Genomic DNA, 24,730 nt, shown 5'->3' with positions numbered 1-24,730 from the left:
ATGATGATGAGAATACCGGAGAAGTTGAAGCGGGGAGATGAAATACGGGTAATTGCCCCAAGCCGTAGCGCTAATATTTTATCCGCAGATGGTATTGAACTAGCGAAAGAGCAGCTTGAGCGATTGGGCTTTAAAGTCACCTTTGGCAAGCATGTTTTTGAAAGGGATTTGCAAAATTCAACGTCCATTCAGCAAAGAGTAGATGATTTGCATGATGCTTTTGGTGATGGCAATGTGAAAGGGATATTGACGGTTATCGGCGGTTTTAATTCAAATGAACTTTTGCCGTATGTTGATTATGAATTGATTAAACAAAATCCGAAAGTGTTATGTGGATATAGCGATATTACAGCGATAGCTAACGCAATATCAACGCAATGTGGATTTATTACGTATTCAGGACCGCATTTTTCGAGTTTCCAAATGAAGGAAGGCCAAGATTACCAGACGCAATTTTTTACGCAATGTCTCATGCAGGAGGAGCCGTTTGAACTGAAGCCATCTGAACAATGGAGCGATGACATTTGGTGGCGCGGAGATCAAGGGATTCGACATTTCGAAAAGACGGTTTGGAAGACGTATAATGCCGGAGCAGCTATCGGGGAATTGTGGGGCGGCAATTTATGTACGCTCAATTTGCTGCAAGGTACGAAGTATATGCCTACGATCGAAAACGCGGTTTTATTTATTGAGGACGATGAAATGACAATTCCCGAGACATTTGCAAGGGATTTGACGTCTTTATTGCAAAATGCCGAAACGATCAAGGCGCTTATTATAGGCAGATTTCAGCGGGCATCAAATATGTCGGAGGAACAGTTGCTGTTCATTCTCGACAAACACCCGATGTTGAAGATGATTCCAGTGCTCTATGATGTGGATTTCGGCCATACACAGCCGATGTTTACCTTCCCACTCGGCGGGGAAGTGCAGGTGGATGCTTCGAAAGGGTTAATAAAGCTTTTGAAATTTTAGATGTTGTAGGTGCTTTCTCCTCTTTCTATTGTCACAAAATCGTTGGGAGACAAACAGTAACTTTCCTATTAATCTGAAAGTAACAGTTGTGACATTTCCGTAAGGAGGTTGCTGAAGTGAGGAGATTATTAATTTCAATGTTGCTGTTTGCCGCTGTGCTATTGACAGGTTGTACGTATGAATATACGGAGGAAGATGGCTACCGGATGGCGGTTATTAATGAAGGCTTTCCGGTTCCGAAAAATGCCTATGAGCTAAGGCCGGAAGATTGTACGACGGAAATCACGAAATCGGCAAAGTACAAGTTGAAAGGCATCGGAGATGAAGAAGGCACCCCTCCGAAAGATTATTTGGAGGAAATTCAAAGATGGGGCTGGACGGAGCTTGAAGATAAACGGGTTGGCCATGTGCATTACTTTGAAAAAGAAGGCAAAATCATGTCGCTGATTATCCAAAAAAATGTTTTTGATGTGTTTGAGATGAGTGAGCATTTAGAACTGTGATTGGGGAGAGATGGAATGACGATATTCGCTACCTTCAATACTTTTTTGAATCAGTTGGATCAGAATAAAATAATTTACCGTTTAAGCAAAATTCGTTCAGAAAGTGTTCTCGTTGAAGTAGCAGTTCCAGGAGAACGATGGGAAGTTGAATTTATGGATGATGGCACAGTGGAGATTGAGAAGTTTATCGCTGAAGGAACAATGTATGATGCGAAAGAGTTGGATGTGCTATTCAAGAATTTTTCGGATTAAATCTATAGAATGTCTGCAGAACATTGAATGACGAATTTAATGCTCTGCAGACACTTTTATTTTATTGAAAATGTTCCTTACTTAACAGGACTACTTCTCTCTCATTCAAACAACGCAACGTCGGGATCTTTCATAGCGCAATGAACAAGCATGGCATGCAGCTGCCCGCGATGGTGGTATAGATGATTGGAGATTTCTATCAACCATTCAAATCGTGTATAGGAGACACCCCAATAGGATGTTGTCGTTTGCATTAGTTCCTCTTCGGTGTAATGAAGATAACGGTTTTCTAACAATGCGAAGTTCGTCAATAACGCATTTTTCATATCCTCTATTGATTGTAGGGAACTAGAGGAATAGAAGTTGCTCATTTGTTCCTCAGAGGCTTCATCGGAAATGAGAAGATCCGCTTTGCAAATGACGGATAGATGCGTCAACAATTCGCCGATGGATAATTTGTTTTCGGTTGGTTGTATCGATAGGTCGTTTTGCTCTAATGAGTCCATGATGGCAATAATTGATTGCACTGCTATGGAAATTTGATGCAATGTTGTCTTTACATATATGTTCATCTTGTCACTTGTCACCTATGCTTTCCAAAATTAATAAGAACAGATTTCTATCCGGTTGCAGTCGGAATCTTTCATAATAAAATATGCTGCGCCTTCTTCCATTACTTCACTTACATCGATACCGTGAGATGCAATATACGCATGCGCTTTTTCAATGGATGTTGTATATAAGCTGAATAGACTTGTGTCTAGCTTCTTTTCAAGCTTGTGCTCAATGCTGCATAGTGTCACAGAAGTATTTCCGAATGCTATCGTTTGATAGTTTCCATTGTTGTCTGTCCAACCGGGCGTTCCGCCTAACACATCGACGTAAAATGGCATTGCTTTTTCGATGTTTTGGACGGGAATAAAAATAGTATCCACCTTTTCAAATAGCATCGTATTCACGAAGCCTCCTTTAAGAAATTGCGTTAAATGCTCTTAACTTTTTAAGGTGATCGAGTGTCAGAACGCCACTCCATTCCTGTTTAGCAGTTTCCCAAACGTCCTCAAATTGTCCCCAATCCCAAGTTGGTTTATAGCTGCCATCCGCTGCCTGCGTGCGAAGAAGATGATGGATATTGGCAGGAATGAGTTCTTTAAAATCTTCATAGAGAAAGGACTTTGGTGAAGACACAATTTGAAGAGGGAGAAGGCAATAGTCATGCCATTTTTCCGGATCTGTCGTTACGCTATGTTGTGCAATTTCACGAACTCTTTCAGCTATTTTTGCTGCATCTTCCGCAGGTAATTCATTAATGAATTTGACGAGGCATTGCACTTCGTGATGATCGTTTGTTGCAAAATGGTTGATGTATGTAATGGCATGCTCTGTCAACTTACGCAAGAAATTCTCTGGAACAAGCCCTTTGTAATAATGAAGCAAGCCAGTCATTTCCGCACTTGGATTCCCCCAAGGCCAGTCCCCGCCATAATTCCACCAAATGGCGCGCGGTGCGGTTTCTACTTCCTCGGGAACAATTTCCCATCCCATACGATCCTCATCAAATGTTTGCAAAGCATATTGAATCGCTTTTTGAACCATTGGCTCCGATTCATCCGCCCCGATGCGGATCATATGCTGAAGCCCGATTGTCGTCGCCAACGCCGAAGAGGCCTGACACCGGAAATCAGGCTCAAGCCCATTTCCAAAACCGCCATCTTCATTTTGATACTTTTTCAATTCCTCCAAAACACGCGATCGGCTGCCATTTTCAAACTCGAATTCAAACAGCGCCTTCTCCAATGGACGAGCTTTTGTTGTAAGAAACTCTACAGCGCTTTGGTATTGCTCAGTTGATAATTTTTCCATAGGAACCCCCTCACTTTCATTACGGATATACATCTATTCGCTATTACTATTGGTGAATCCTTTAAAAAATCTTATAAATGAGAAGGTAATGTCGCCGATACGTTGAATAAAATATTATCAGTGTTGAACTTAAAGAATTCAATGTTCGTAGAGATAGTTGAATCTGATTGAGGAATAATGTTAGGAGGTGTTAAAAATGGATATTGCTTCAATATTATCAGTCGTTGTTGCAATTATGTTTGTGTCTATAGCAGTATTTCAAGTGCTACTTTCACTTGGTTTTCCATTAGGCGAGTTTGCAATGGGGGGCTTTCATAAGGTTTTACCAAAAAAACTTCGTATTGTAAGTGTGTTCAATGCAATCATACTCTTGTTTATGGGCTTCATTTTTCTACAACATACGAATGTCTTCCATGCTTTTAATTTTTCATCCACAAACATATTCGTGTGGGCTATTACAATTTTCCTTGGCTTTAATACGATAGCAAATATAGTTTCCCGAAGTAGAAAAGAAAGGGTCGTTATGACACCCTTATCGAGTATTGCATTTCTATTATGTTTGTATATTTCTTTATCATAGAAGAAATAAAAACACTACCAAATCCGTAAAAACAGGCAATCCCTAATATACGGGAATGCCTCAGCTTGTTGACAAACGCTCGCATACTGCGTTGCTCGTCTCGCTCGTCCCCTCATGAACCTAAGTTCTATTCGGGTCTTCGCTCGACTTCGCGCCTTGTCTGACAAGCGTTTTCAAGCCAAGCTGGGCAAACACCTATCTCATGACTACAAACCTTAAAAGAACTGTAGACAAAGTAAAAAGATACTTTGTCTACAGTCTGAGGCAATCCCTAATATACGGGAATGCCTATTCAAGTTCGATTAGTTGCTTTCGTATTCTGCGAGTACATTCGCAATTGCATCTTCAATCGGCGTAACAGGGCCGGTTACATAATTATTGATCATTACCGAGAAAATCAGTTCAGTGCCGTCTTTCGCCGTAACATAGCCGGAAAGGGTGGAGACGCCAGTAATGGATCCTGTTTTCGCTTTGACGTTTCCACTTGTCAATCCTTCGCCCATTCGGTTGCGCAGCGTACCGCCAACCATCCGATCAGCTTCGCCGGCAACAGGAAGAGAAGCTTCAAACACGGGGAACCAATTTTTTCTTTGCACATTATAGAGCAAATTCGAAAGCTCATCAGCGGAAACGAGGTTCTTATGCGACATTCCCGAACCGTCGCGAAGGACTATAGTATCTGTGTTGACACCGAACTCCTTTAGTTGTTCCTTCATGACCGCAAGGCCTGCATCCCAGCTACCTTCACCCTTCTGCACTTTGCCAATTTCTTTTACTAAAGTTTCAGCGTGTCCGTTGTTGCTTAGTTTCATGAATGGAATGAAAAGCTCTTTCAAGGGCACAGACTTTTTTGAAGTGAGAACAATCGCCATTTCAGGTGCAGTGCCTATTTTCATTCCACCGCTTCCTTCAATTGTAATGCCTTCCGCTTCCAATGATTTTTTAAATACATCGAGCGTCAGCATTGTCGGCTCCCAGACAGCAGCCCATGACTTGGAACTGTCGGCTCCAAGTGGCATATTCCCTTCAATGAAAATTCGGTTCGTGCCATGCTCGCGCTCAATGGAAATGTTTTTCTTTTCATCTTTTGCAACAGTCTTTGCGTTGTTGATAATCTCGACAGAATCGGTTTCAGGCGTGACGGTCACTTTCGGTGCAACGCCGGTTTTATTGCCAGCGCTCACTTCAACAATGACCGTTCCTGCGTCATAATCCTCATTTGGAGAAAGTGTCAATGCAGACACTTGCGCGCCGACGTAATTATGCTCATCTGACCAGTTCAAGTCTTGTGAATAGCGGACATCATCGTAATAGCTATCATCTGCAATCAAATTGCCGCTAATTTTTGAAATGCCTTTTTCCTTTAGTTGTTTGGCGAACTGATCCAAGTCCTCTTTCATTAAAGTAGGATCGCCTTTTCCTTTTAAGTATAGATTTCCACCAAGCACTGACCCCTTTACTAAGCCGTCCGTCAGCACTTCGGTGGAGAATTGATAGTCGGGTCCTAACACGTCCATCGCTACTGTTCCGGTCAACAGCTTCATATTGGAAGCGGGTCGCAAACGGATGTCGCCCATGTGCGAATAAAGAACCTCGCCATTCGTCGCGTCTCTTACCGTAACACCGGTAATGCCACCGGACAGCTTCGGATCTTCAAGTATTGTATCGATCTTATTTCTTAGGGATGTCGAATCAATCGCTGCAATGTTCGTCAATGCATCAGATGCTGCAACTGTTTGATGTTGTCCATCATAAACGATTGGAGAAAATGCGACAGTTGCCATAGCAAGCGTCAAAAACGTTCGTTTCATCGTCTGTTTCAAATTCAATTCACGACACATCCTTTCGATTTTCCTTCATCTTACTATAGTTTAGCGCTGGTCGCTGTATAACTTCCTGAAAATTATAAATTGATGAATAAGTACTATTTGATGGGGTTGGGGAGCTTGGAATGGGTATAGAAGAAAGATGTAGATTATCATGAAGCATTTACCGCTTATTTGTAGCAAGATTGTGCGGATAGGGAAGCGAATCGATTGTAAGCAGATATTATCGTACAGTTGCGCAAGACTATTGAGCGGTTGAGTCTGCACATCGGGCGGTAAACAGGTTGAAACGATCGGATGAGTAAGCTTATCGATCGTTTGTGAGGAAATATCGAGCGGTTGGGACTGTACGTCGTGCGGTTGCGAAGTTTCATCGAGCGGTTAGGTATGCGAATCGAGTGGTTGCATATGAGAACCGATCACTCACCATCCAAAATTGAGCATACCCCTATTCAGATGCCATTGTCCTAATGAAAAGCGCTATCCCGGTGACTTCAATTGTCAACAAGCCGCATAGGCATGTAAAAAAACCGCCCACGAAGGAATCGTGAGGCGGTTTGTACTTTATTCACCTAAATCAACATTATGATACACTTGCTGAACGTCTTCTAAGTCGTCAAGCGCATCGATCATTTTTTCGAATTGCGCTTGGGCGTCTGCGTCTAATGTAACATCGTTTTGTGCTAACATTGTCAGCTCTGCTACTGAGAATTCAGTAATGCCGGCATCTTTCAGAGCTTCTTGCACAGCATGGAATTGGTCCGGTTCAGCGTAGACGATGACAGTATCCTCTTCTTCTAAAATGTCGCGCACCTCTACGTCTGCTTCCATTAGAATCTCCAAAACTTCATCGGCAGATTTGCCTTCTAAACCGAATACGGCCGTCGCGTCGAACATGTAAGCGACTGAGCCGCTAACGCCCATGTTTCCACCGTTTTTCCCAAATGCAGCACGCACTTCGGATGCTGTCCGGTTGACATTGTTTGTAAGCGCATCGACGATGACCATCGAGCCGTTCGGGCCAAAGCCTTCGTAACGTAACTCGTCGTAGTTCTCTTCGACACCGCCTTTCGCTTTTTCGATTGCGCGATCGATAATCGCTTTTGGCACATTATATGTTTTTGCGCGTTCCACGACCATTTTCAACGCTTGGTTCAATTCCGGATCGGGTTCGCCCTGTTTTGCTGCTACGTAAAGTTCACGGCCAAATTTTGCGTAAATACGGCTCGTATTTGCATCCTTTGAAGCCTTTTTCTCTTTAATATTATTCCATTTACGGCCCATCGTAACCACTCTCTTTCGATATGAGCTTAAGTTCAATCGAGTTATTATACACCCGTAGGCTAAATATTGACAAGTGAAAAATCTCAATAGTTCGCAAGAGTTTTACAGTCGAAAGGAATGGTTTTTACCAAAAGATGGCTGATGATGATTATTAGACAGATAACGATAGACTCGCTAACATTGAGAAAGAGAAGGAGGGTAGGCATGTTCAAAAATGTAAATTCAATAAATGATTTAAAGAGAATAACCTATTTGTTCATCTTACCCGGCTTATTGGTGGCAGCTATATCCACTTTACTATTACAAGTTGCGACTCGTAATTACTCGCTACAGTTTTATTGTACTATTATATTTATGCTTTTTTATATTACCCTATGGATCCTTGCATATAAAAGGCATCCATTCGTCTTGTTCGAAAAATTTCTTATCGTCATAATTGGATGCTATTATGTTGTTACGATTTTATTTGAAGTTCTTCTAAACTATCAAACAGGAGAAAACGATGCGTTAAGTATTTTTACAATTTGGTATCCATTATTTATGATGTATATTTTTATGGTGCTTCCCAGAAAGTCTGCATTGTTTGCTTCCATCGTAGTCGTTGCTCTCCCATTCATTCCAAGTGTGCTATTGTATGGTGGCTTACATGATGGATTCCGAGATTCATTGCTTCAGTTTTATGTTGCATCTATTATTTATATCGTCATTTTGTTTGTCGCTCAGTCAATAATCAATTCATATATAGAAATCAAAGCGGTTGAGAAGCAATTTTATGTCGATCAGCTGACTCAAGTCGGAAATCGCCATCAAATTGATATTTGGCTAAAAGATTTATTACATGAAACGGTTAAATTAGGAGAAGTGTCAGTCGTCTTTTTTGATATTGATTTTTTCAAACGTGTGAACGATCAATTTGGCCATCAAGCAGGCGATGAAGTGCTAAAGGCGGTTGCCCAGATCGTCCGACAGCAGTTGTCTGCTGAACAGCATATCGGCAGATGGGGAGGAGAGGAGTTCATTGTCCTTCTCAAGGAACCTGAATGCATTGCGTATGAAATTGCCGAAAAATTACGATTGGCAATTGCTGCGCATGACTTTCCATATGTTGGACAAGTAACAGCAAGCTTTGGTGTGACAAGCAATATGGAAGGCGATACCGCGGGAACGATTTTGTTGCGTGTAGATAAACGATTGTATTTGTCGAAGGAAAAAGGCAGGAACCGAGTAACGGGCAAGATTGTAACTTGATTGGCATTTATAGTATTGCTCTATGAACATATTTGGATGCATGATGGTTTAATGGATATACGAGTCAGGTTTTCTCTTTTTATAAGAGGGAAAGTACTTTATACTGATTGTGGCACTACATTTTCGAATGGAAAGGAAACGTGGGCATGAATCTTGTATACCAAGGGAAGACAAAAGATGTATATAAGCTAACAGATGGCAATGTTTTATTGAAGTTTAAGGATGATGTAACCGGGGAAGATGGTGTATTTGATCCCGGCGCCAACACAGTAGGATTGACGATTGAAGGGGCGGGGAAATCAGGACTCCGCATGACGAAATTCTTTTTTGAGGAACTGGAAGCAAAAGGTGTTCCGACACATTATATCGATGCGGATTTGGACGAAGTATCGATGACGGTGAAGCCTGCAACCGTGTTCGGGAAAGGGCTGGAAGTTATTTGCCGCTTTCGGGCAGTCGGTAGTTTCTTGCGCAGATACGGCGCCTATTGTGAAGAAGGGCAACCGCTTGATGCTTTCGTCGAAGTGACAATTAAAGATGATGATCGCAATGATCCGCCAATCTCACAAAATGCTTTAGAAGAGTTACGTATTTTAACGAAGGATGAATATGAAATTTTAGAAGCCTTAACGAAAAAAATCTCCCGAATTGTAAAGGAAGATCTATCTGCAAAAGGGCTTGATTTATACGATATTAAGTTGGAGTTTGGTCGCGATGCATTAGGAAATGTCATGCTGATCGACGAGATTTCCGGAGGCAATATGCGTGTATATAAAGATGGTCAGTACATAGCGCCGCTTGATCTTGAAAAGTTGTTATTCGATTAAATAGAACCGCTGTTCATTCCAAAGAAGAGGAATGCGCAGCGGTTTTCTCGATTTTCGCTGAAATGGAAAATGAAAACCACAGTGTTAGTAGTCCAAGTGAAATGATAGCAATGATCAAGTAAAACAGCGTTGCGTTCCCGTTCATCCCAAGTTCATCGATGACTGTGCCGTTCAGTAAACCTAATTGAAAAGCAATGAGGACAGGTAGGATGGATGTACAATAGAGAAGAAAGCGGTTGGCAAAAACGAATCGATTTTTCATGATGAACAGAATGGTAAGAAGTTGACCTGCAATGATCAGAACTGCAATAGCAATGAACATACTATGAATATTCATGAAGTTCCCTCCTTTTACTATAAGGACGCCCCGGGTAGGAATAAGTTTCCACTCATAATTTGCTTAACTTTAGGCAAACCTTGGCAAGAGAAATGATTGAGGAGGAATATATGTGAATAAAAAGTGGTTAATTGCCGTCATTGCAGTTTTTTGCATAGTCGCAGCCGGATGTGGGAAAACGAATCAAAAATTACCGGTCAGTGGTGAAAAGGTGGAGACGATCGTCTCACAATTACTGGATTCGACAGGCAAGCAGATTGGTGAAGTGACTTTGACGGAAGATAGGGAAGGCGTTACGATCAATGTACAGGCTGAAGGATTGCCTCCCGGCGAGCATGGCATCCATATCCACGAAACTGGTGTATGTGAAGCGCCGAGCTTCGAATCTGCAGGCAGCCATTTTAATCCGACTGGAAGAGAGCATGGATTTGATAATCCAAAAGGTTTCCATTTAGGTGATTTGCCGAATATCGAAGTAGATTCAGAAGGAGTCGTTTCAATGAAATTGACGACTGAAGAGATTACATTGAAACGCGGTGTTGAAAACTCTATTTTGGATGAAGACGGCAGTGCAATTGTTATCCACGAAAAGCCGGACGATTATAAAACAGACCCAGCAGGAAATTCAGGTAATCGAATTGCTTGCGCAGCAATTACGGCGAAACAATAAAAGAATCCGGCTCGTGCAATAGGTGCGCGGGCCGGAATTTTCATTTAAGGCTTTAAAATTACTTTAATGCAATCATCCTCGTGCTCGTAAAAATGTTTGTACGCGGCAGGAGCCTCCTCCATCGGAACGACATGAGTAATAATTTCTGTCGGATTGAATTCGCCTTTTGAAATTTGATCAAAAAGCATTGGCATAAAATGGATGACAGGAGCTTGACCCATTTTTAACGTAATGTTCCGTTCAAACAGATGTCCAAGAGGAAACATATTGTAGAGCGAGCCGTAGACACCGGTCAACTGGATTGTGCCAAATTTGCGGACAGCTTGATGGGCGATTTCAATTGCGCTTAATGTTCCGCCTTGCAGTTTCATTTTTTGCCCGACTTTCTCCGCAATGTTTTTCTTTCCATCCATGCCTACACAATCGATGACGATGTCTACTCCGCCGCTCGTCAATTCTTTAATATGCGCTCCCATATTGTCATACTCATCGAAGTTGAAAGCTTCTACTTTGTTCATTTCCACAGCATGCCTCAGTCGATATGGAACGTGATCGATGGCGATTACACGTTTTGCGCCTTTCATCCAAGAAAATTTTTGGGCCATTAAACCAACTGGTCCACAACCTAAAACAGCTACGGTATCCCCTTGTTTTACACCGGCATTTTCTACACTCCAATAGGCAGTCGGCAAAACATCAGACAAGAACAGAAGGGCTTCATCCGGCAATTCACAAGACTCAGGAATGACAAAAGGTGTGAAATTCCCGTAAGGAACGCGTAAATATTCAGCTTGTCCACCTGAGTAATCCCCGTAGCGCTCCGTGAATCCGAAATAACCACCCGTATCCACATGTGGATTTCGGTTCGAATGATCGCATTGGCTTTCCATTTGATGCTCACAATAAAAACATTGTCCACAAGAAATATTGAACGGAATGACGACACGGTCGCCTTTTTTCACTTTCGTCACATTCGGTCCGATCTCTTCAACGATTCCCATCGGTTCATGGCCGATGACGTAATCTTTATAGGTCGGCAAAGCTCCTAAATAAATATGCAAATCAGATCCGCAAATGGCGGTGGATGTAATTTTGACGATAATATCATCCGGTTTTTCGATTTTCGGAGCATCCACCTTTTTCACTTGGATGTCTTTCACACCTTGGAATGTTACAGCTTTCATTGAATCCCTCCTCATAACTATATCCCTTATAATTCCCCGCAATAGTAGATATAGTCGTGAGAAATGGAAAGAATCATTTTAAAAAAAAGTTTTCCGTGTAGTAGGGCTGAGACTTTTCATTGAAAGCAACTCCGATGCCTAAATGGCTATAGTCTTTTATTAAGATATTATCTCGATGGCCTTTTGAGTTCATAAGACCTTCGTGGGCAAAAATACTGCTCGATTGGCCGTATGCTAAGTTTTCCCCAGCTTTGCGGAAGGAAATATGATCCTCTTTCATCCGGTCAAATGGGGATTGTCCTTTCAAATTATCATGGGCGAAATAATCATTGATCGCCATATCCATACTATGCTTGCGTGCTGTTACGGAAATTGTGTCGTCCCATTGCAAAATAGAACGTCCATGCCTAACGCGTGCAGCATTCGTTAAATCGAACAGCTGCTGTTCGAAGCCGTTACGCAAAGAGACGTCTCCTTCCGCGTACATGCCGACTTTTTTATGCTCCAAAGTTGTCGTCACTAACTGGATTGCTGTGACGGTATCTTGCTCGTGAAGATCATAAAACACATAAGCGTATAGATCGCCTAATTTAAATAAGTCCATTCCTTCATTTTCCTGGAATACAAAGACGTTTAACCCTTTTCGGATTTCTTTTAACGGTTCTCCCAATGCTTCCCGTACTTCGGGTTTCGGTGTGCCGTATTGAACGCCGCTTTTTGAAGAAATGAGATCGTCATTCGTATAAATCGCATTCACCTTCCACTTTTCATCAAATGAGATCATAACGAAATTTTGATAGTTTTCATGATAGGTGAACCATTCTGTACCGTATTCATTCATAGAATGACTTTGCGGTTCACCTAATTCGGATTTTACTTGCTCTTCCGTAGAGCCGATTTCAATATTGTGAATGGAAAAAGCTGAGTGATCAGGTGCTGATAAGGAAGGCTTATCCACTTTTTTAGGAATGAATTGTTCCACTTCAGCTGTTTTAGAAGTCAAGAAAGAAAATAGTTTATCCATCGTTGTACGAATCGAGCTCATTGTTTCTGACATCGTTTCTTTAGTAAATGTTTGATCCACTTTATCTTCAACTGAATCTAAGAATGAAAGATCGATGTATTTTGAAACGGGTTCCTCCCATAATGGTTTTGCGATATAGAGTCCTGCTATGAATAAAAGAAATATAAATAGTCTTTTCACGGGATCGCCTCCTCTCTTTCATTGTACCCGCAAAGGCTGCGATGAATACAGCATATGCTTCAGACATCCTATATACGCACGGTTGTCCGTAAGAGTTTCAGGCAGGAGGAAAAGACGGTATACTGATAGGACAATGATGGAACGGAGAATGACTATGACATTATCGAAGAAAATGAAAAATGCGCTTGTAATAGAAGAAAACGAGCCGCTGTTCATCTGCCCGAACTGCGGATTGGATATGAAGCTTATCGACCGGGCAAGCCTCGTTTGCGGGAATGGTCATTCATTTGATTTGTCGAAGAACGGCTATGTCAACCTGTCGCCGCAAGCACATGCGACAAAGTACGATCAATCTTTGTTCGAGGCGAGGACTGAAGTGATGCGGAGCGGATTTTTTGAGCCGGTTATTGAGCAGATCGTTTCCCGGTTGGATGCTCAGTTCGAAAATCGGGAACGGCCACTTCTTTTGGATGCTGGTTGTGGGGAGGGCACGCATTTATCGATCATTCATTCCCGGTTGAAGGGCAATGCAATAGGAGCGGGAATCGACATTTCGAAAGAAGGGATAATCGCCGCAGCAAAAAATTATCCAGGTTATGTATGGAGTGTGGCAGACCTTGCGAATTGTCCATTTCAAGATGGCAAATTCGATGCCGTATTAAATATATTATCTCCTGCGAATTACGCAGAATTTGGACGTATTCTATGTTCGGACGGCTATATGATGAAAGTTGTACCGGAGAGCAAATATTTGGTGGAATTACGTGAAATCTTTCATGACGGTGAGAAAAAGGAGGATACGAATTTTTTAGAACGTTTCAGCCAATATTTCGATGAAGTTGAAACAGAGCAGATCACTTACCGTTTTTCATTGTCAGAATCATTATTAGCTTCGCTTATTCGCATGACGCCGCTAACATGGAATGCTGATGAAGCGAAAATTGGACAGGCAATGCAAGCCGGTTTGCATGAAATGACAGTCGACTTAAGAATTCTTTCTGGCTATAAGAGGCGTCATTGACGAGAGGAGCTGTGTTGGATGTTTGGTGGAATTAGCGCAATTCCAAGTTGGTTTTATATATTGGCGATTGTAGTTGTAATTTTAATTGTCGTTTTTATTGAATTTAAAACGAGATAGGGGAGATTTCATTGGCTGAAAAGAAGGGCAAGCGGCAAAAGCCGAAATTGTCGGCAGAGCATGAACGGATGAACATTGAAGATATTTGGGGAAAGGATCGCTTCGTTGAAAAGGTCCGTTTTGAAGGGGGAACGGTGTATGGGGGAGAAGAGGAACGGTTCGTTTTCGATGATTGCTTATTCAAAGATGTGTCTTTCTCAAGTGCTGAGATGAAAGGTGCAGAATTTGTAGATGTCGTTTTTGAACGATGCGATTTTTCGAATGCGGTATTTGAAAACGCAGTGTTCCGCCGATGCGAAATCATTCATTCCAAACTGACAGGCGCAGATTTTTCAAGTGGAAAATTGGCCCATGTTCTTTTTACGGAATGCGAAGGACGTTATATGAACTTCAATTTCTCGGAGTTGAAGGAAGTGGATTATACAGATTGCAATTTGACGGATTCCGACTTTTACGAGTGTAATTTTGCACAAGTTCGTTTTGAAGGCTGCAAATTAGAGAACAGCAATTTCTCAGAAACGGATTTGGAAGGGGTCGACTTATCCGGAAATACATACGATCGCATCGAAGTGAGCTTGCCGAAAATCGCGGGCTGCATCGTCTCCAAAGAGCAGGCGATCGGGTTTGCACAAGTATTGGGTTTAATGGTGAAAGAAGATTGATGGTATACTAAAATCACTTTGAAACAGAAAGCGTGGCAAAAAATCGATGTTAACATTCGAACAAAAACAAAAAATTATAGAAGAGACATTCCCGGAACTTTCGAAGAAGGAAGTGTCCATGAAACGGCTCAACTACCATTATGAAGAGAGTTTGTACGAAAAAACGGTCGTCGTTCAGCATTTGCATCCGAACGGCAATGGCTTCGTATATGTGGAAGGCATTGAAGGATACGAACCTGATGGACGCGGCCTCGTCAATATCCGGGAAGCGACCGAAGAAGAATTGATTCAAACGATAAATGACGCAATCCATGCATTATCGACTGAAGAAGAGGAAGAGGAACCGCTTGAAGAAATCTGGCAGAACGCCGAAGGACAAAAGCTAACACTGCTTGAGGAAGACGGGTTCTTCAATGTTTACCACGGCTACAACCTCGAAGATGGCTTCGGAGACTACGAAGAAGCGGTTGACTATTTACACGGAGAAAAGTTTGAACGCATCGTAGGCGGAGGTGATAAAGAATGAAAGGCAGAACACTCGTCATCGGCCTCGTCCTGTTCGTTCTGATTATCGTAGCAGTCATCTACTTCGCCATGATGGCGCAATTTGAAAAAGATGAAAGCGGAACAACAGTGGAGACAGTGATTGTTGATTGAAAGTGGGGTTTCGGCGCGCATTCAGACGTTGAGTCTGGATGCGTTTTTGGATGTGGTGTGATATTGGGCAGTGGGGGGCTATAAGGCAGGATCGTGCGGAATGCTGCCTGGGATTGGGCGGTTGAGCAAGATACCTGATCGTATTGAATGATTGTACTGAAGTATCGGGCAGGCACCTCATCAGAGCGGTTGTTATGCAACATCGAGATCGATGAAGATTTTGCCCAGTTGCAACGCTATTTATCGCAATATCAATTTCAAGAAGGATTCCAGTACATATAAAAAAACCACTTTCCGAAGAAAGTGGTTTTGGAATGTAAAAGTTAAATTAGTTTTTAACAACGTTAGTTGCTTGAAGTCCACGTTGACCTTGTTCGATTTCGAAAGTCACGTCTTGGCCTTCTTCAAGAGTTTTGAAGCCGTCGCCTTGGATAGCGGAGAAGTGTACGAATACATCGTCGCCATCTTCACGTTCGATGAAGCCATAACCTTTTTCTGCGTTAAACCATTTTACTTTACCTTGTTCCATGTTTGTTTCCTCCTCGTGCACTAAAGGCACATTGTGTTACTATCCTTGCTCAAGTCTTGAAGCGGTCAAGCGATGAATCGTGACCATCACGCCGAACAAAAATAATTCTCCTTTATCATAGCAGAGCTCTTTTCTCAATGCAAGCAAAAAGATTTAAAAAAATATGTCTAAGAGCTGATAGATGATCGCAGCTAATGTAGCTGAGATCGGCAATGTAATAATCCATGTCATAACGATTTTTTTTGCGACATCCCATTTTACGCCTTTAACGCGTTGTGCCGTACCAACGCCCATAATGGATGATGAAATGACGTGAGTCGTGCTGACTGGCAGATGGATCAATGTAGCACCGAAAATGATCATTGCTGAGTTCAAATCCGCAGCTGCGCCATTGACAGGCCTGATTTTCATAATCTTTCCGCCGACTGTTTTAATGATCTTATAACCACCGATGGAAGTTCCGAGCCCCATTGCCGTAGCGGCAGCTATGCGGACCCATAGTTGGATGTCATCACCGGTTTGCAAGTTTGCTGCAATCAATGCCATCGTAATAATCCCCATCGCTTTTTGCGCATCATTCGTACCGTGGGTGAATGATTGCAGCGCGGCAGTTCCGATTTGCAAATAGCGGATTCTTTTATTTGCTTTAAACAAATTCCGGTTTTTTAACAAAACCTTGAACAGGGACATCATGAGAAAACCGCCCGCTATTGCGATGAACGGGGATAGTATAAGGGCTTCCATAATTTTCAGGAAACCGCCGTAGTTTAAAATTCCAAATCCGGCTGCAGAAATGGCAGCGCCTGCGATTGAACCGATCAAGGCGTGGGAGGAACTCGAAGGAATTCCGTAATACCAAGTGATTAAATTCCAGGCAATTGCCGAAATGAGTGCAGCTAAAATAACTAACGATCCATTATCCAATACGAACGGATCAACGATATCTTTTGAAATTGTCTTTGCAACACCAGTAAATGTTAAGGCGCCTATGAAATTCATGACGGCAGCCATGTAAATCGCTGTACGTGGTTTTAACGCCCGCGTCGATACGGATGTCGCAATAGCGTTCGCCGTGTCGTGGAAACCATTGATGAAATCAAAAGCCAATGCAAAAACGACAATTGCTATCGTTAAATACAATACCATATCCATAAAAAAGAGCTCCTTACGCGTTCCGCATAATTATCGTTTCAATTGCATTTGCCACGTCTTGACAATGGTCAGCAATGTCTTCTAATAGTTCATAAACGTCTTTGAACTGGATAATCCGAATCGGATCCTTTTCACGGATAAATAGTTGTTTAATGGACGTACGAAGGACTTCATCGCAAATACGTTCATATTCTTTTATCAAAACAGCGTGATCGCGCATCGCAACCAACTTCTTCCGCGAAAGCAATTCCATCGCCTTCACGATTTCATCCGAACTTTTCACGATGTTATCCATGAATTTTTGTACGTATTCATCGATATCAGTAAGCGAAAACATTTCAAGATTTGCGGAAAAATGTTCGATGCCATCAAGGATATCGTCCATTTTAATTGCTAACTGTAAAATATCTTCTCGCTCAATAGGCGTCATAAATGAAGTGTTCAGCTTCGAAATGAGGTCATGGATCATGTCATCTCCAGTCGTCTCATACTCCTTCAGCCGAATGCTTACTTCCTTCAAGTCTGCAACTGAAGTCACTTTAAAATCATTTGCATAATGCATAGCTTCTCTTACATGCTCAGCAATCGACAGCAGTGCAGCGAAAAAAGGATCAGTTTTACGTTGACTAAACATCTTTCTGCCTCCATCCGTTTCCGGAATCAAATTTCAATGTACCTATCATAGCAAAAATCGACAAAGATAAATACAAATTTAAACACATGATTGTAAAGATAATGTGACAAGAATCGTAAAAAAATTTCATAGAAAATTGAAACTTAACCAGAAGCCATTCGTATATAAATTTAGAAGGTAACTTACTTCCTGCGAAGCGCGCTCGTATGGAATTGGAGGTGAAGATATGGAGCTGTTCGGCATGCCGGTTGTGAACGTCTATTTGACAGTTTTGATCATTGCGGGGTTGGCAACGGTATTGTATTTGTTTTTCAGCGACATTACAGAAGGAATTGGCGAAGCTAGCCCGCTGTTGGATCCAGCAGTTATTTTGGCTTTTATTACTTTTACATCTGCGATTGGATATATTTTGGAAATTGCAACGAAATGGAACCATGCACTCATCTTGGTTATAGCAGCAGGGGTTGCAGCCGCATTGGATTTCCTTTTGTACTTCTTCGTACTCCTACCTTTAAAGTCCGCAGAAGTCTCATTGGCCTATACGGATGATTCTTTGACAGGGCAAGTAGGAAAGGTGATTGTTCCGATACCAGCCGATGGTTATGGGGAAATTGTCATTGACACTGTCAATGGAATCATTTCAAAGCGAGCGGCGGGTTATGAGAATCAAGAGATTGATTACGGGAAAGAAGTATTGATCATTGAGGTAAAGGAAGGGACGTTTATTGTAAAAGAATACGAGCCTTTCCGTTTTAAGTAATTATTCAAAAAGGGGGAAATAAAGATGCCAGGAATTTTTATTGTCATCGGGATTGTCGTATTTATTCTGTTAGCAATCGTACTTGTTTATATTTCCAAGTACAAAACAGTTGGCCCGGATGAGGCATTAATCGTTACGGGTAGTTATTTAGGAAGCAAAAATGTACATACGGATGATTCGGGCAATCGGGTGAAAATCATCCGAGGCGGCGGTACATTCGTATTTCCGATTTTCCAACAATCAGAGCCGCTAAGCTTACTTTCAAGCAAATTGGAAGTAACGACGCCCGAAGTGTATACGGAGCAAGGTGTACCAGTTATGGCGGATGGAACTGCCATCATTAAAATCGGTGGATCCATTTCTGAAATTGCAACAGCAGCAGAACAATTTTTAGGCAAATCGAAAGAGGATCGTGAAAACGAAGCAAAAGAAGTTTTGGAAGGTCATTTACGTTCTATTTTAGGATCGATGACAGTAGAAGAAATTTACAAAAATCGTGATAAGTTCTCGCAAGAAGTTCAACGTGTTGCGACACAGGACCTTGCAAAAATGGGATTAGTCATCGTTTCATTTACAATTAAAGATGTTCGGGATAAAAATGGATACCTTGATTCATTAGGTAAGCCTCGAATTGCGCAAGTGAAGCGTGACGCAGACATTGCGACAGCAGAAGCGGAGAAAGAAACACGCATTAAACGGGCGGAAGCAGATAAGGATGCACAGCGTGCCGAATTGGAACGCGCGACAGAAATCGCAGAAGCGGAAAAGGAAAACCAATTGAAGGTTGCCGAATATCGCCGCGAGCAAGATGTCGCAAAAGCGCGCGCAGACCAAGCGTACGAATTGGAATCCGCACGTGCGAAACAAGAAGTAACTGAACAAGAGATGCAAGTTCGAATCATCGAGCGTCAAAAACAAATTGAATTGGAAGAAAAAGAGATACTACGCCGTGAAAAACAATACGATTCAGAAGTGAAGAAAAAGGCGGATGCGGACCGTTATGCAATCGAACAAAATGCAGCTGCTGATAAATCTCGTCAATTGGCGGAAGCAGATGCTGAGAAATACCGTATCGAAGCGCGTGCAGCTGCCGAAGCTGAAAAGATTAGGCTCGATGGTCTAGCGAAAGCCGATTCACAAAGGGCACAAGGTGAATCCGAAGCAGATGTTATCCGCATGAAAGGTCTTGCAGAAGCGGAAGCAAAACGAAAAATTGCGGAAGCCTTCGAACAATACGGCCAAGCTGCTGTGCTCGATATGATCGTCAGGATGATCCCTGAATACGCGAAACAAGTTGCAAGCCCACTTTCCAACATCGACAAAATTACAGTCGTTGACACAGGCGGTGGCGAAGGCGGCGGTGCCAATAAAGTCACTTCCTATGCCACAAACCTGATGTCAACATTGCAAGAATCATTGAAAGCCTCATCAGGTATCGATGTAAAAGAAATGATGGAAAGCTATGTAGGCAAAAACAATTTACGCCCAAGTATCGACAACTTAACAGAAGAAATCCGCGCCTCCAAATCAGAGACGGCTGCTGAAGAAGAATAATAAGCAATCGACACCCAAACCGCTTGGCGGTTTGGGTGTTCAGCTTGTTGACAAACGCTCGCATACTGCGTTGCTCGTCTCGCTCGTCCCCTCATGAACCTAAGTTCTATTCGGGTCTTCGCTCGACTTCGCGCCTTGTCTGACAAGCGTTTTCAAGCCAAGCTGGGCAAACACCTATCTCATGACTACAAACCTTATTTATAGCACTGCAATAAGTTACGCCAGTAAAATGGTCAGTCGCGCTAGTATTCTACGATGCCCCGCCAGAAGGTAAGCTCTTGCGCCAGAAAATCTCCTCATAGCGCCAGTACCCCTTTATTTCGAGCCAGAAACATCGCCCTTCACGCTAGTATCCATCCCCCCAAACACAACATCTTAAGAATATCTTCATTTTTATCCTCACTGTGCCTTAAGATTTTCCGGCTACAATGAATCCATAGATTACGTTATGGAGGGGTTTTGATGATACGGGTTCGTGAGTTGTCCCATTCATTTAAGATTGGAAAGAAAGACAAGGAGAGAAGGGTGCCTGTTTTGAAGGGGCTTTCTTTTGATATACGTGAAGGAGAGGTTGTTTCGATTGTTGGGCGGAGTGGTTCGGGAAAGTCGACTTTGCTGCATATTATGGCGGGGTTTCTGAAGCCGGATGAAGGTGTGATTGAGGTGGATGGAACAAAGACGTCGCTGTTTGATGAGGCGCAGAGTGCGCAGTTTCGCTTAAAACATTTCGGATTTATTTTTCAGAACTTCCAACTGATGCCGGGTTTGACGGCGTTTGAGAATGTGGAGTTGCCGCTGAAGTTGGGTGGGGTGGCAAAAAGGGAGAGGCGCCGAAAAGTGCAGGAGCTTATGGAGCAAGTTGGTTTGCAGGAGGTTCAGGATCATTATCCGAATGAGTTGTCGGGCGGCCAGCAGCAGCGAGTGAGTATTGCGCGTGCGCTTGTGACGGATCCGCCGATCATTTTTGCGGATGAGCCGACAGGTAGTTTGGATTCGGAGACGGAGCAAGACATTTTACTACTCATTCAATCGCTTAATAAGACGCGTGGCATTACGTTTGTCATTATTACGCATGATGATACGGTTGCGGAAACTGCCGATCGAATTTATCGGATGCATGATGGAGAATTGGTTGAAGGAGGTATTATTCATGCAATTTAAAGATCAGGTCGATTTTGTTAGGCAGCATATTAAAAAAAATAAGCTGCGCGTGTTTATGACGATTTTGGCTGCAACGATGGGTACTGCTTTCCTCATTGTTTTAGCGTCTGTCGGCTTTGGCATTCAAGATACGATTCGCCAGGAAATGTTGAGCAATCGTTTAATTACGGAAATTGATGTGTTTTCAGGTGAATTAGATGAAGCAGATGTAGCGAATTTAAAAAAGCGTGATCATGTGAAGGCGGTTGTTAACCGACAGTCCGTCGGCATTCGCCAAGAAACCAATTTGAATGGTTTTGTAGGTGAACCGAATTTGATCGTTTCCGATTTCGGTGAGGAGGCAAAAGTGGGCTTTGCGCTGAAGGAAGGGCGGCTTCCGGAGAATGAGCATGAAGTCGTTGTCGGCAGCCACTTTGCTGCAGCCTTGTTTGATCCGAAAAAGATGAATACCGAAGGGGAGCCGATTGCGTATAGTGGAAATTTGATAGGGGAACAGTTCATATACAAAATGGGGCTCTATGAAGAGGACGAGCTGTTTGTGGATGAAATACCGCTGACGATCGTTGGCATAGCAAAGGAGCCTTCTAAGGACTGGCTGCAAGACGTGAAAATTTATGCGGATGCATCTGTCAAGCCGAAGCTGGCAGAGATTTTCAATTCAAATGTAAGTGACGTGGAAGATGTGGAAACATCGGACTTATTTTATAGTGATGTAAAAATGTATGCCGACCAATTGGAAAATGTTAAGTCAGTTAGCCAAGCGATGAAGGATGAAGGATATTCTGTCTATTCAATTGCGGATGAACTTGAGCAAATGGACGTATTTTTCCTTGCCCTAAAGGCCGGGCTTATATTTGTCGGTACGATCGCGATTTTGATCGCTTCCATCGGTATATTCAATACGATGACGATGGCGGTGACGGAGCGGACAAGGGAAATTGGTGTCATGAAGGCAATTGGCGCGAGCCCGAAATTAATACAAAGATTGTTTTTAATGGAAAGCGCATGGATTGGTGTCTTAGGTACGGTCATTGCAATTATCATCTCCTATGGGGTTAGTTATGTGGCGAACTTTTTATTGCCAATCATCGTAGCATCTGCGTTAGGAGAAGAAGATTTAGGCGGTATGGACGTAACATTCTCGATTATTCCGTGGCAGCTCATTTTAATCGCTTCAGCTATTAGCATTACAGTAGCGATGATTTCAGGCTGGCGACCTGCGCGCAAAGCGACAAAAATCGATGTCATTCAAGCATTGAGACAAGAATTATAAGAATGAAAAATGCAAGGTCTGTAAAAGAGGCCTTGCATTTTTCAATCTCTTTTCCCGCTGAGGAAATTTGTTAATATAGAATAAACGGAATAAAAAGGAGAGCATATGACATATATCAATGAAATGAGAAGTTTAATAGGAAATGCCCCTTTGCTTACTGTTGGGTGCGGCGTTATTATTACAGAGGGAGACGCCATATTGCTGCAGCATAGGACGGATGAGGATAATTGGTGCATTCCTGGTGGTGTGATGGAGTTAGGCGAGACGTTTGAAGAGACGGCAAAGAGAGAGACGTATGAGGAAACGGGGCTCGTAGTGGATGAACTGAAATTATTTGGTCTCTATTCAGGAGAATCGTGCTTTGTGACATATTCGAATGGCGATCAAGTATATAGTGTGCAAGTCATTTTTCAAACAACGTCCTTTTCTGGTGACTTGCTTCAGGACGGCGAGGAAACGAGAGAACATCGGTTTTTCAAAAGCGATGCCTTGCCAGATAACCTGAATCCGAGACAGAAACAATTCATAGTAGAATGGTCGAGAGGCAAAACAAGTCGTTGACTAAAATAACTTACCGGATCATTTCATTTTATTTCCCTTGAAAAAAGGTGCATGATAGAAGAGGGAGTTTTCAATTTATAATTTGAAAGGCGGATGAATGATGGATTATCGTATTGAGCATGACACGTTTGGTGAAATTAAAGTGCCAGCGGATAAATTATGGGGTGCGCAGACGCAACGAAGCAAGCAGAATTTTAAAATTGGCGGAGAGCGCATTCCGCTGGGCGTCATTCGTGCGTTCGCTCATTTGAAAAAATCGGCTGCGATTGCGAGCCACTCATTCGGGAACTTATCTGAAGCAAAAATGAAAGCGATTAAAACGGCCGCTGAAGAAGTGATCGAAGGTAAATGGGACGATCATTTCCCGCTTGTCGTATGGCAAACAGGAAGCGGTACACAATCAAATATGAATATGAACGAAGTGTTGGCAAACCGCGGCAATCAGCTGCTTGAAGAGTGGGGAGAAGAGGATCGACTCCATCCGAATGACGATGTGAATAAATCCCAAAGCTCTAATGATACTTTCCCGACAGCATTGCATGTTGCAGGAGTCATCGCAGTGGAGCGTGAGCTGTTGCCTTCGCTTCAAGAGTTGAAAAAGACGCTGCATGATAAATCAGAAGCATTTATGGATATTATTAAAATCGGTAGAACGCATTTGCAAGATGCGACGCCGCTTACATTAGGACAAGAAATTAGTGGTTGGCACCGGATGCTTGAAAAAACGGAAAAGATGTTGCTTGATAGCGTGCAATCCATGAAAGAATTGGCGATCGGCGGAACTGCTGTTGGTACAGGATTGAACGCGCCTAAAGGCTTCGGAGACAAAGTGGCGGAAGAAATTTCGAAATCAGTTGGCATTGAGTTTACATCAGCATCGAATAAATTCCATTCTCTTACTAGCTATGATGAAGTCGTTTATACACATGGTGCAATGAAAGCACTTGCGGCAGATTTGATGAAAATCGCCAATGACGTGCGCTGGCTTGCAAGCGGACCGCGTTCAGGCATCGGTGAAATTACAATTCCTGAGAATGAACCAGGCAGCTCGATCATGCCTGGCAAAGTAAACCCAACTCAAAGTGAAGCGTTGACAATGGTCGTTGCCCAAGTCATGGGGAATGATGCAACGATCGGTTTTGCAGCGAGCCAAGGAAACTTTGAACTGAATGTATTCAAACCAGTGATCATTTACAACTTCCTGCAATCCGCGAAATTGCTTGCGGACGGCATGCGTAGCTTTAATGACAATTGTGCAGTCGGAATTGAGCCGAATCGCGAGGAAATCGACAATAAAGTGAAAAACTCACTTATGCTAGTCACGGCGCTGAATCCACATATCGGCTACGAAAACGCAGCGAAAATTGCCAAAACAGCACACAAAGAAGGAACGACTCTAAAAGAAGCCGCACTGAAAACAGGCTTGCTAACAGAAGAACAATTCGATGAGTACGTCGTTCCGTCGAAAATGATTGGACGTTAATATGGATTGCCTGTTCTGCAATATCACAGCAGACCCTGAACAGCAAATTATTTTTGAAACGGATCTTTGCGCGTATATTCAAAAGCCGTCAGAGCAACGAGTGTTGGAAGGCAGCGGTTTAATCGTGCCCAAAAGACATGTTTCTGACGTGTTCGGATTAACAGCCGAAGAATGGCGCGATACGCAGCAATTATTGGTGCGGGCGAAAGCCTATTTAGAAGAAATGTATGAACATGAAGGCTACACAGTTGGCTGGAATACGGGAATTGTCGGTGGACAATCGATCCCTCATGCGCATCTTCATGTCATCCCTCGGTTTAGCGATGAGCCGCTATCGGGGAAAGGTATCCGTTATTGGATTAAACAAAAAAACAACAAAAGAGGTACAATGTCCACAAAGTTGTAACTACACT

29 protein-coding genes are annotated in these 24,730 nt (G+C 42.7%); 18 read left to right on the top strand and 11 right to left on the bottom strand.

Annotated elements, in window-relative coordinates:
• The first annotated feature begins 6 nt into the window (after positions 1-6).
• The 3 genes from WFH04_RS09575 to WFH04_RS09565 all read left to right on the top strand — a co-directional run bounded on the left by WFH04_RS09575 (position 7) and on the right by WFH04_RS09565 (position 1,730).
• The gene (locus WFH04_RS09575) at positions 7-975 is read left to right on the top strand and encodes a S66 family peptidase (protein WP_336823846.1); all 969 of its coding nucleotides are present in this window, start codon (positions 7-9) and stop codon (positions 973-975) included.
• Between the two features lie 116 nt (positions 976-1,091).
• Positions 1,092-1,478: a hypothetical protein gene (locus tag WFH04_RS09570; protein WP_336823831.1), complete on the top strand. Its 387-nt coding sequence runs from the start codon at positions 1,092-1,094 to the stop codon at positions 1,476-1,478.
• Between the two features lie 15 nt (positions 1,479-1,493).
• Positions 1,494-1,730, top strand: a complete 237-nt coding sequence (locus WFH04_RS09565; protein WP_336823830.1) for a hypothetical protein — start codon at positions 1,494-1,496, stop codon at positions 1,728-1,730.
• 101 nt (positions 1,731-1,831) lie between these two features.
• Here the strand turns inward: WFH04_RS09565 and WFH04_RS09560 are convergent, their stop codons facing one another.
• Genes WFH04_RS09560 through WFH04_RS09550 form a run of 3 tightly spaced genes read right to left on the bottom strand, consistent with a single transcriptional unit; the run spans position 1,832 to position 3,593 of the window.
• Positions 1,832-2,302: a DinB family protein gene (locus WFH04_RS09560; protein ID WP_336823829.1), complete on the bottom strand. Its 471-nt coding sequence runs from the start codon at positions 2,300-2,302 to the stop codon at positions 1,832-1,834.
• A 30-nt stretch (positions 2,303-2,332) separates the two neighbouring features.
• A complete protein-coding gene (locus tag WFH04_RS09555; RefSeq protein ID WP_336823845.1) occupies positions 2,333-2,680 on the bottom strand; it encodes a VOC family protein in 348 nt (115 codons plus the stop codon).
• Positions 2,681-2,699: 19 nt separating this feature from the next.
• Entirely contained in the window at positions 2,700-3,593 is an 894-nt protein-coding gene (locus WFH04_RS09550) for a prenyltransferase/squalene oxidase repeat-containing protein (RefSeq protein WP_336823828.1), read from the bottom strand.
• 196 nt (positions 3,594-3,789) lie between these two features.
• On the opposite strand from WFH04_RS09550, the gene WFH04_RS09545 reads away from it, so the two are divergent.
• On the top strand, positions 3,790-4,173 hold the full coding sequence (locus tag WFH04_RS09545) for a hypothetical protein (protein WP_336823827.1): 384 nt from the start codon (positions 3,790-3,792) through the stop codon (positions 4,171-4,173).
• Positions 4,174-4,475: 302 nt separating this feature from the next.
• Here the strand turns inward: WFH04_RS09545 and dacB are convergent, their stop codons facing one another.
• Both dacB and WFH04_RS09535 read right to left on the bottom strand, forming a co-directional pair.
• Positions 4,476-5,996, bottom strand: coding sequence for a D-alanyl-D-alanine carboxypeptidase/D-alanyl-D-alanine endopeptidase (gene dacB, locus WFH04_RS09540; RefSeq protein ID WP_408020184.1), 1,521 nt, complete (start codon positions 5,994-5,996; stop codon positions 4,476-4,478).
• Between the two features lie 567 nt (positions 5,997-6,563).
• Positions 6,564-7,283, bottom strand: coding sequence for a YebC/PmpR family DNA-binding transcriptional regulator (locus tag WFH04_RS09535; protein ID WP_336823825.1), 720 nt, complete (start codon positions 7,281-7,283; stop codon positions 6,564-6,566).
• A gap of 204 nt (positions 7,284-7,487) precedes the next feature.
• Between WFH04_RS09535 and WFH04_RS09530 the strand changes: the two genes are divergently transcribed.
• Both WFH04_RS09530 and WFH04_RS09525 read left to right on the top strand, forming a co-directional pair.
• The gene (locus WFH04_RS09530) at positions 7,488-8,531 is read left to right on the top strand and encodes a GGDEF domain-containing protein (RefSeq protein ID WP_336823824.1); all 1,044 of its coding nucleotides are present in this window, start codon (positions 7,488-7,490) and stop codon (positions 8,529-8,531) included.
• A gap of 146 nt (positions 8,532-8,677) precedes the next feature.
• Positions 8,678-9,358 carry a phosphoribosylaminoimidazolesuccinocarboxamide synthase gene (locus WFH04_RS09525; RefSeq protein ID WP_336823823.1) on the top strand — a complete coding sequence of 227 codons (681 nt, stop codon included), beginning with the start codon at positions 8,678-8,680 and terminating at the stop codon, positions 9,356-9,358.
• A gap of 13 nt (positions 9,359-9,371) precedes the next feature.
• Here WFH04_RS09525 and WFH04_RS09520 read toward each other — a convergent pair whose 3' ends face one another.
• Positions 9,372-9,695 carry a hypothetical protein gene (locus WFH04_RS09520; protein WP_336823822.1) on the bottom strand — a complete coding sequence of 108 codons (324 nt, stop codon included), beginning with the start codon at positions 9,693-9,695 and terminating at the stop codon, positions 9,372-9,374.
• A 112-nt stretch (positions 9,696-9,807) separates the two neighbouring features.
• Between WFH04_RS09520 and WFH04_RS09515 the strand changes: the two genes are divergently transcribed.
• Positions 9,808-10,365: a superoxide dismutase family protein gene (locus WFH04_RS09515; RefSeq protein ID WP_336823821.1), complete on the top strand. Its 558-nt coding sequence runs from the start codon at positions 9,808-9,810 to the stop codon at positions 10,363-10,365.
• A 44-nt stretch (positions 10,366-10,409) separates the two neighbouring features.
• On the opposite strand, the gene WFH04_RS09510 is transcribed toward WFH04_RS09515, so the two are convergent.
• Complete coding sequence (locus tag WFH04_RS09510) at positions 10,410-11,549, bottom strand: zinc-dependent alcohol dehydrogenase (RefSeq protein WP_336823820.1); 1,140 nt, start codon at positions 11,547-11,549, stop codon at positions 10,410-10,412.
• Between the two features lie 73 nt (positions 11,550-11,622).
• On the bottom strand, positions 11,623-12,753 hold the full coding sequence (locus WFH04_RS09505) for a CAP domain-containing protein (RefSeq protein WP_336823819.1): 1,131 nt from the start codon (positions 12,751-12,753) through the stop codon (positions 11,623-11,625).
• Positions 12,754-12,907: 154 nt separating this feature from the next.
• Here WFH04_RS09505 and WFH04_RS09500 point away from each other — a divergent pair, with 154 nt between their 5' ends.
• The 4 genes from WFH04_RS09500 (at position 12,908) to WFH04_RS09485 (ending at position 15,210) form a co-directional block, all read left to right on the top strand.
• Complete coding sequence (locus WFH04_RS09500; protein ID WP_336823818.1) at positions 12,908-13,774, top strand: methyltransferase domain-containing protein; 867 nt, start codon at positions 12,908-12,910, stop codon at positions 13,772-13,774.
• Positions 13,775-13,902: 128 nt separating this feature from the next.
• A complete protein-coding gene (locus WFH04_RS09495; RefSeq protein ID WP_336823817.1) occupies positions 13,903-14,553 on the top strand; it encodes a pentapeptide repeat-containing protein in 651 nt (216 codons plus the stop codon).
• A gap of 46 nt (positions 14,554-14,599) precedes the next feature.
• Positions 14,600-15,079, top strand: coding sequence for a hypothetical protein (locus WFH04_RS09490; RefSeq protein ID WP_336823816.1), 480 nt, complete (start codon positions 14,600-14,602; stop codon positions 15,077-15,079).
• Positions 15,076-15,210 (top strand): hypothetical protein, encoded by a 135-nt coding sequence (locus tag WFH04_RS09485; RefSeq protein WP_336823815.1) that lies wholly within the window; start codon positions 15,076-15,078, stop codon positions 15,208-15,210. Before WFH04_RS09490 ends, WFH04_RS09485 begins: the two co-directional genes overlap by 4 nt.
• Before the next feature lie 328 nt (positions 15,211-15,538).
• Here the strand turns inward: WFH04_RS09485 and WFH04_RS09480 are convergent, their stop codons facing one another.
• The 3 genes from WFH04_RS09480 to WFH04_RS09470 all read right to left on the bottom strand — a co-directional run bounded on the left by WFH04_RS09480 (position 15,539) and on the right by WFH04_RS09470 (position 17,525).
• Positions 15,539-15,739: a cold-shock protein gene (locus WFH04_RS09480; RefSeq protein WP_336823814.1), complete on the bottom strand. Its 201-nt coding sequence runs from the start codon at positions 15,737-15,739 to the stop codon at positions 15,539-15,541.
• 153 nt (positions 15,740-15,892) lie between these two features.
• Complete coding sequence (locus WFH04_RS09475) at positions 15,893-16,891, bottom strand: inorganic phosphate transporter (protein WP_336823813.1); 999 nt, start codon at positions 16,889-16,891, stop codon at positions 15,893-15,895.
• A 13-nt stretch (positions 16,892-16,904) separates the two neighbouring features.
• Positions 16,905-17,525, bottom strand: coding sequence for a DUF47 domain-containing protein (locus WFH04_RS09470; RefSeq protein ID WP_336823812.1), 621 nt, complete (start codon positions 17,523-17,525; stop codon positions 16,905-16,907).
• A 226-nt stretch (positions 17,526-17,751) separates the two neighbouring features.
• On the opposite strand from WFH04_RS09470, the gene WFH04_RS09465 reads away from it, so the two are divergent.
• From WFH04_RS09465 to WFH04_RS09435, 7 genes are all read left to right on the top strand, one after another.
• Positions 17,752-18,285, top strand: a complete 534-nt coding sequence (locus WFH04_RS09465; RefSeq protein ID WP_336823811.1) for an NfeD family membrane protein — start codon at positions 17,752-17,754, stop codon at positions 18,283-18,285.
• Positions 18,286-18,309: 24 nt separating this feature from the next.
• Positions 18,310-19,839: a flotillin lipid rafts scaffold protein FloT gene (floT, locus tag WFH04_RS09460; protein ID WP_336823810.1), complete on the top strand. Its 1,530-nt coding sequence runs from the start codon at positions 18,310-18,312 to the stop codon at positions 19,837-19,839.
• A gap of 462 nt (positions 19,840-20,301) precedes the next feature.
• Entirely contained in the window at positions 20,302-21,000 is a 699-nt protein-coding gene (locus WFH04_RS09455) for an ABC transporter ATP-binding protein (protein WP_336823809.1), read from the top strand.
• On the top strand, positions 20,990-22,273 hold the full coding sequence (locus tag WFH04_RS09450) for an ABC transporter permease (RefSeq protein WP_336823808.1): 1,284 nt from the start codon (positions 20,990-20,992) through the stop codon (positions 22,271-22,273). Before WFH04_RS09455 ends, WFH04_RS09450 begins: the two co-directional genes overlap by 11 nt.
• Positions 22,274-22,378: 105 nt before the next feature.
• Positions 22,379-22,834: an NUDIX hydrolase gene (locus WFH04_RS09445; protein ID WP_336823807.1), complete on the top strand. Its 456-nt coding sequence runs from the start codon at positions 22,379-22,381 to the stop codon at positions 22,832-22,834.
• Positions 22,835-22,934: 100 nt separating this feature from the next.
• The gene (gene fumC, locus WFH04_RS09440; RefSeq protein ID WP_336823806.1) at positions 22,935-24,317 is read left to right on the top strand and encodes a class II fumarate hydratase; all 1,383 of its coding nucleotides are present in this window, start codon (positions 22,935-22,937) and stop codon (positions 24,315-24,317) included.
• A gap of 1 nt (position 24,318) precedes the next feature.
• Positions 24,319-24,723: an HIT family protein gene (locus tag WFH04_RS09435; RefSeq protein WP_336823805.1), complete on the top strand. Its 405-nt coding sequence runs from the start codon at positions 24,319-24,321 to the stop codon at positions 24,721-24,723.
• Positions 24,724-24,730 lie beyond the last annotated feature (7 nt).

It is taken from the genome of Sporosarcina sp. USHLN248, from assembly GCF_037144575.1.
Taxonomy (GTDB): domain Bacteria; phylum Bacillota; class Bacilli; order Bacillales_A; family Planococcaceae; genus Sporosarcina; species Sporosarcina contaminans.
This window is presented reverse-complemented; position numbering and strand designations above follow the sequence as displayed.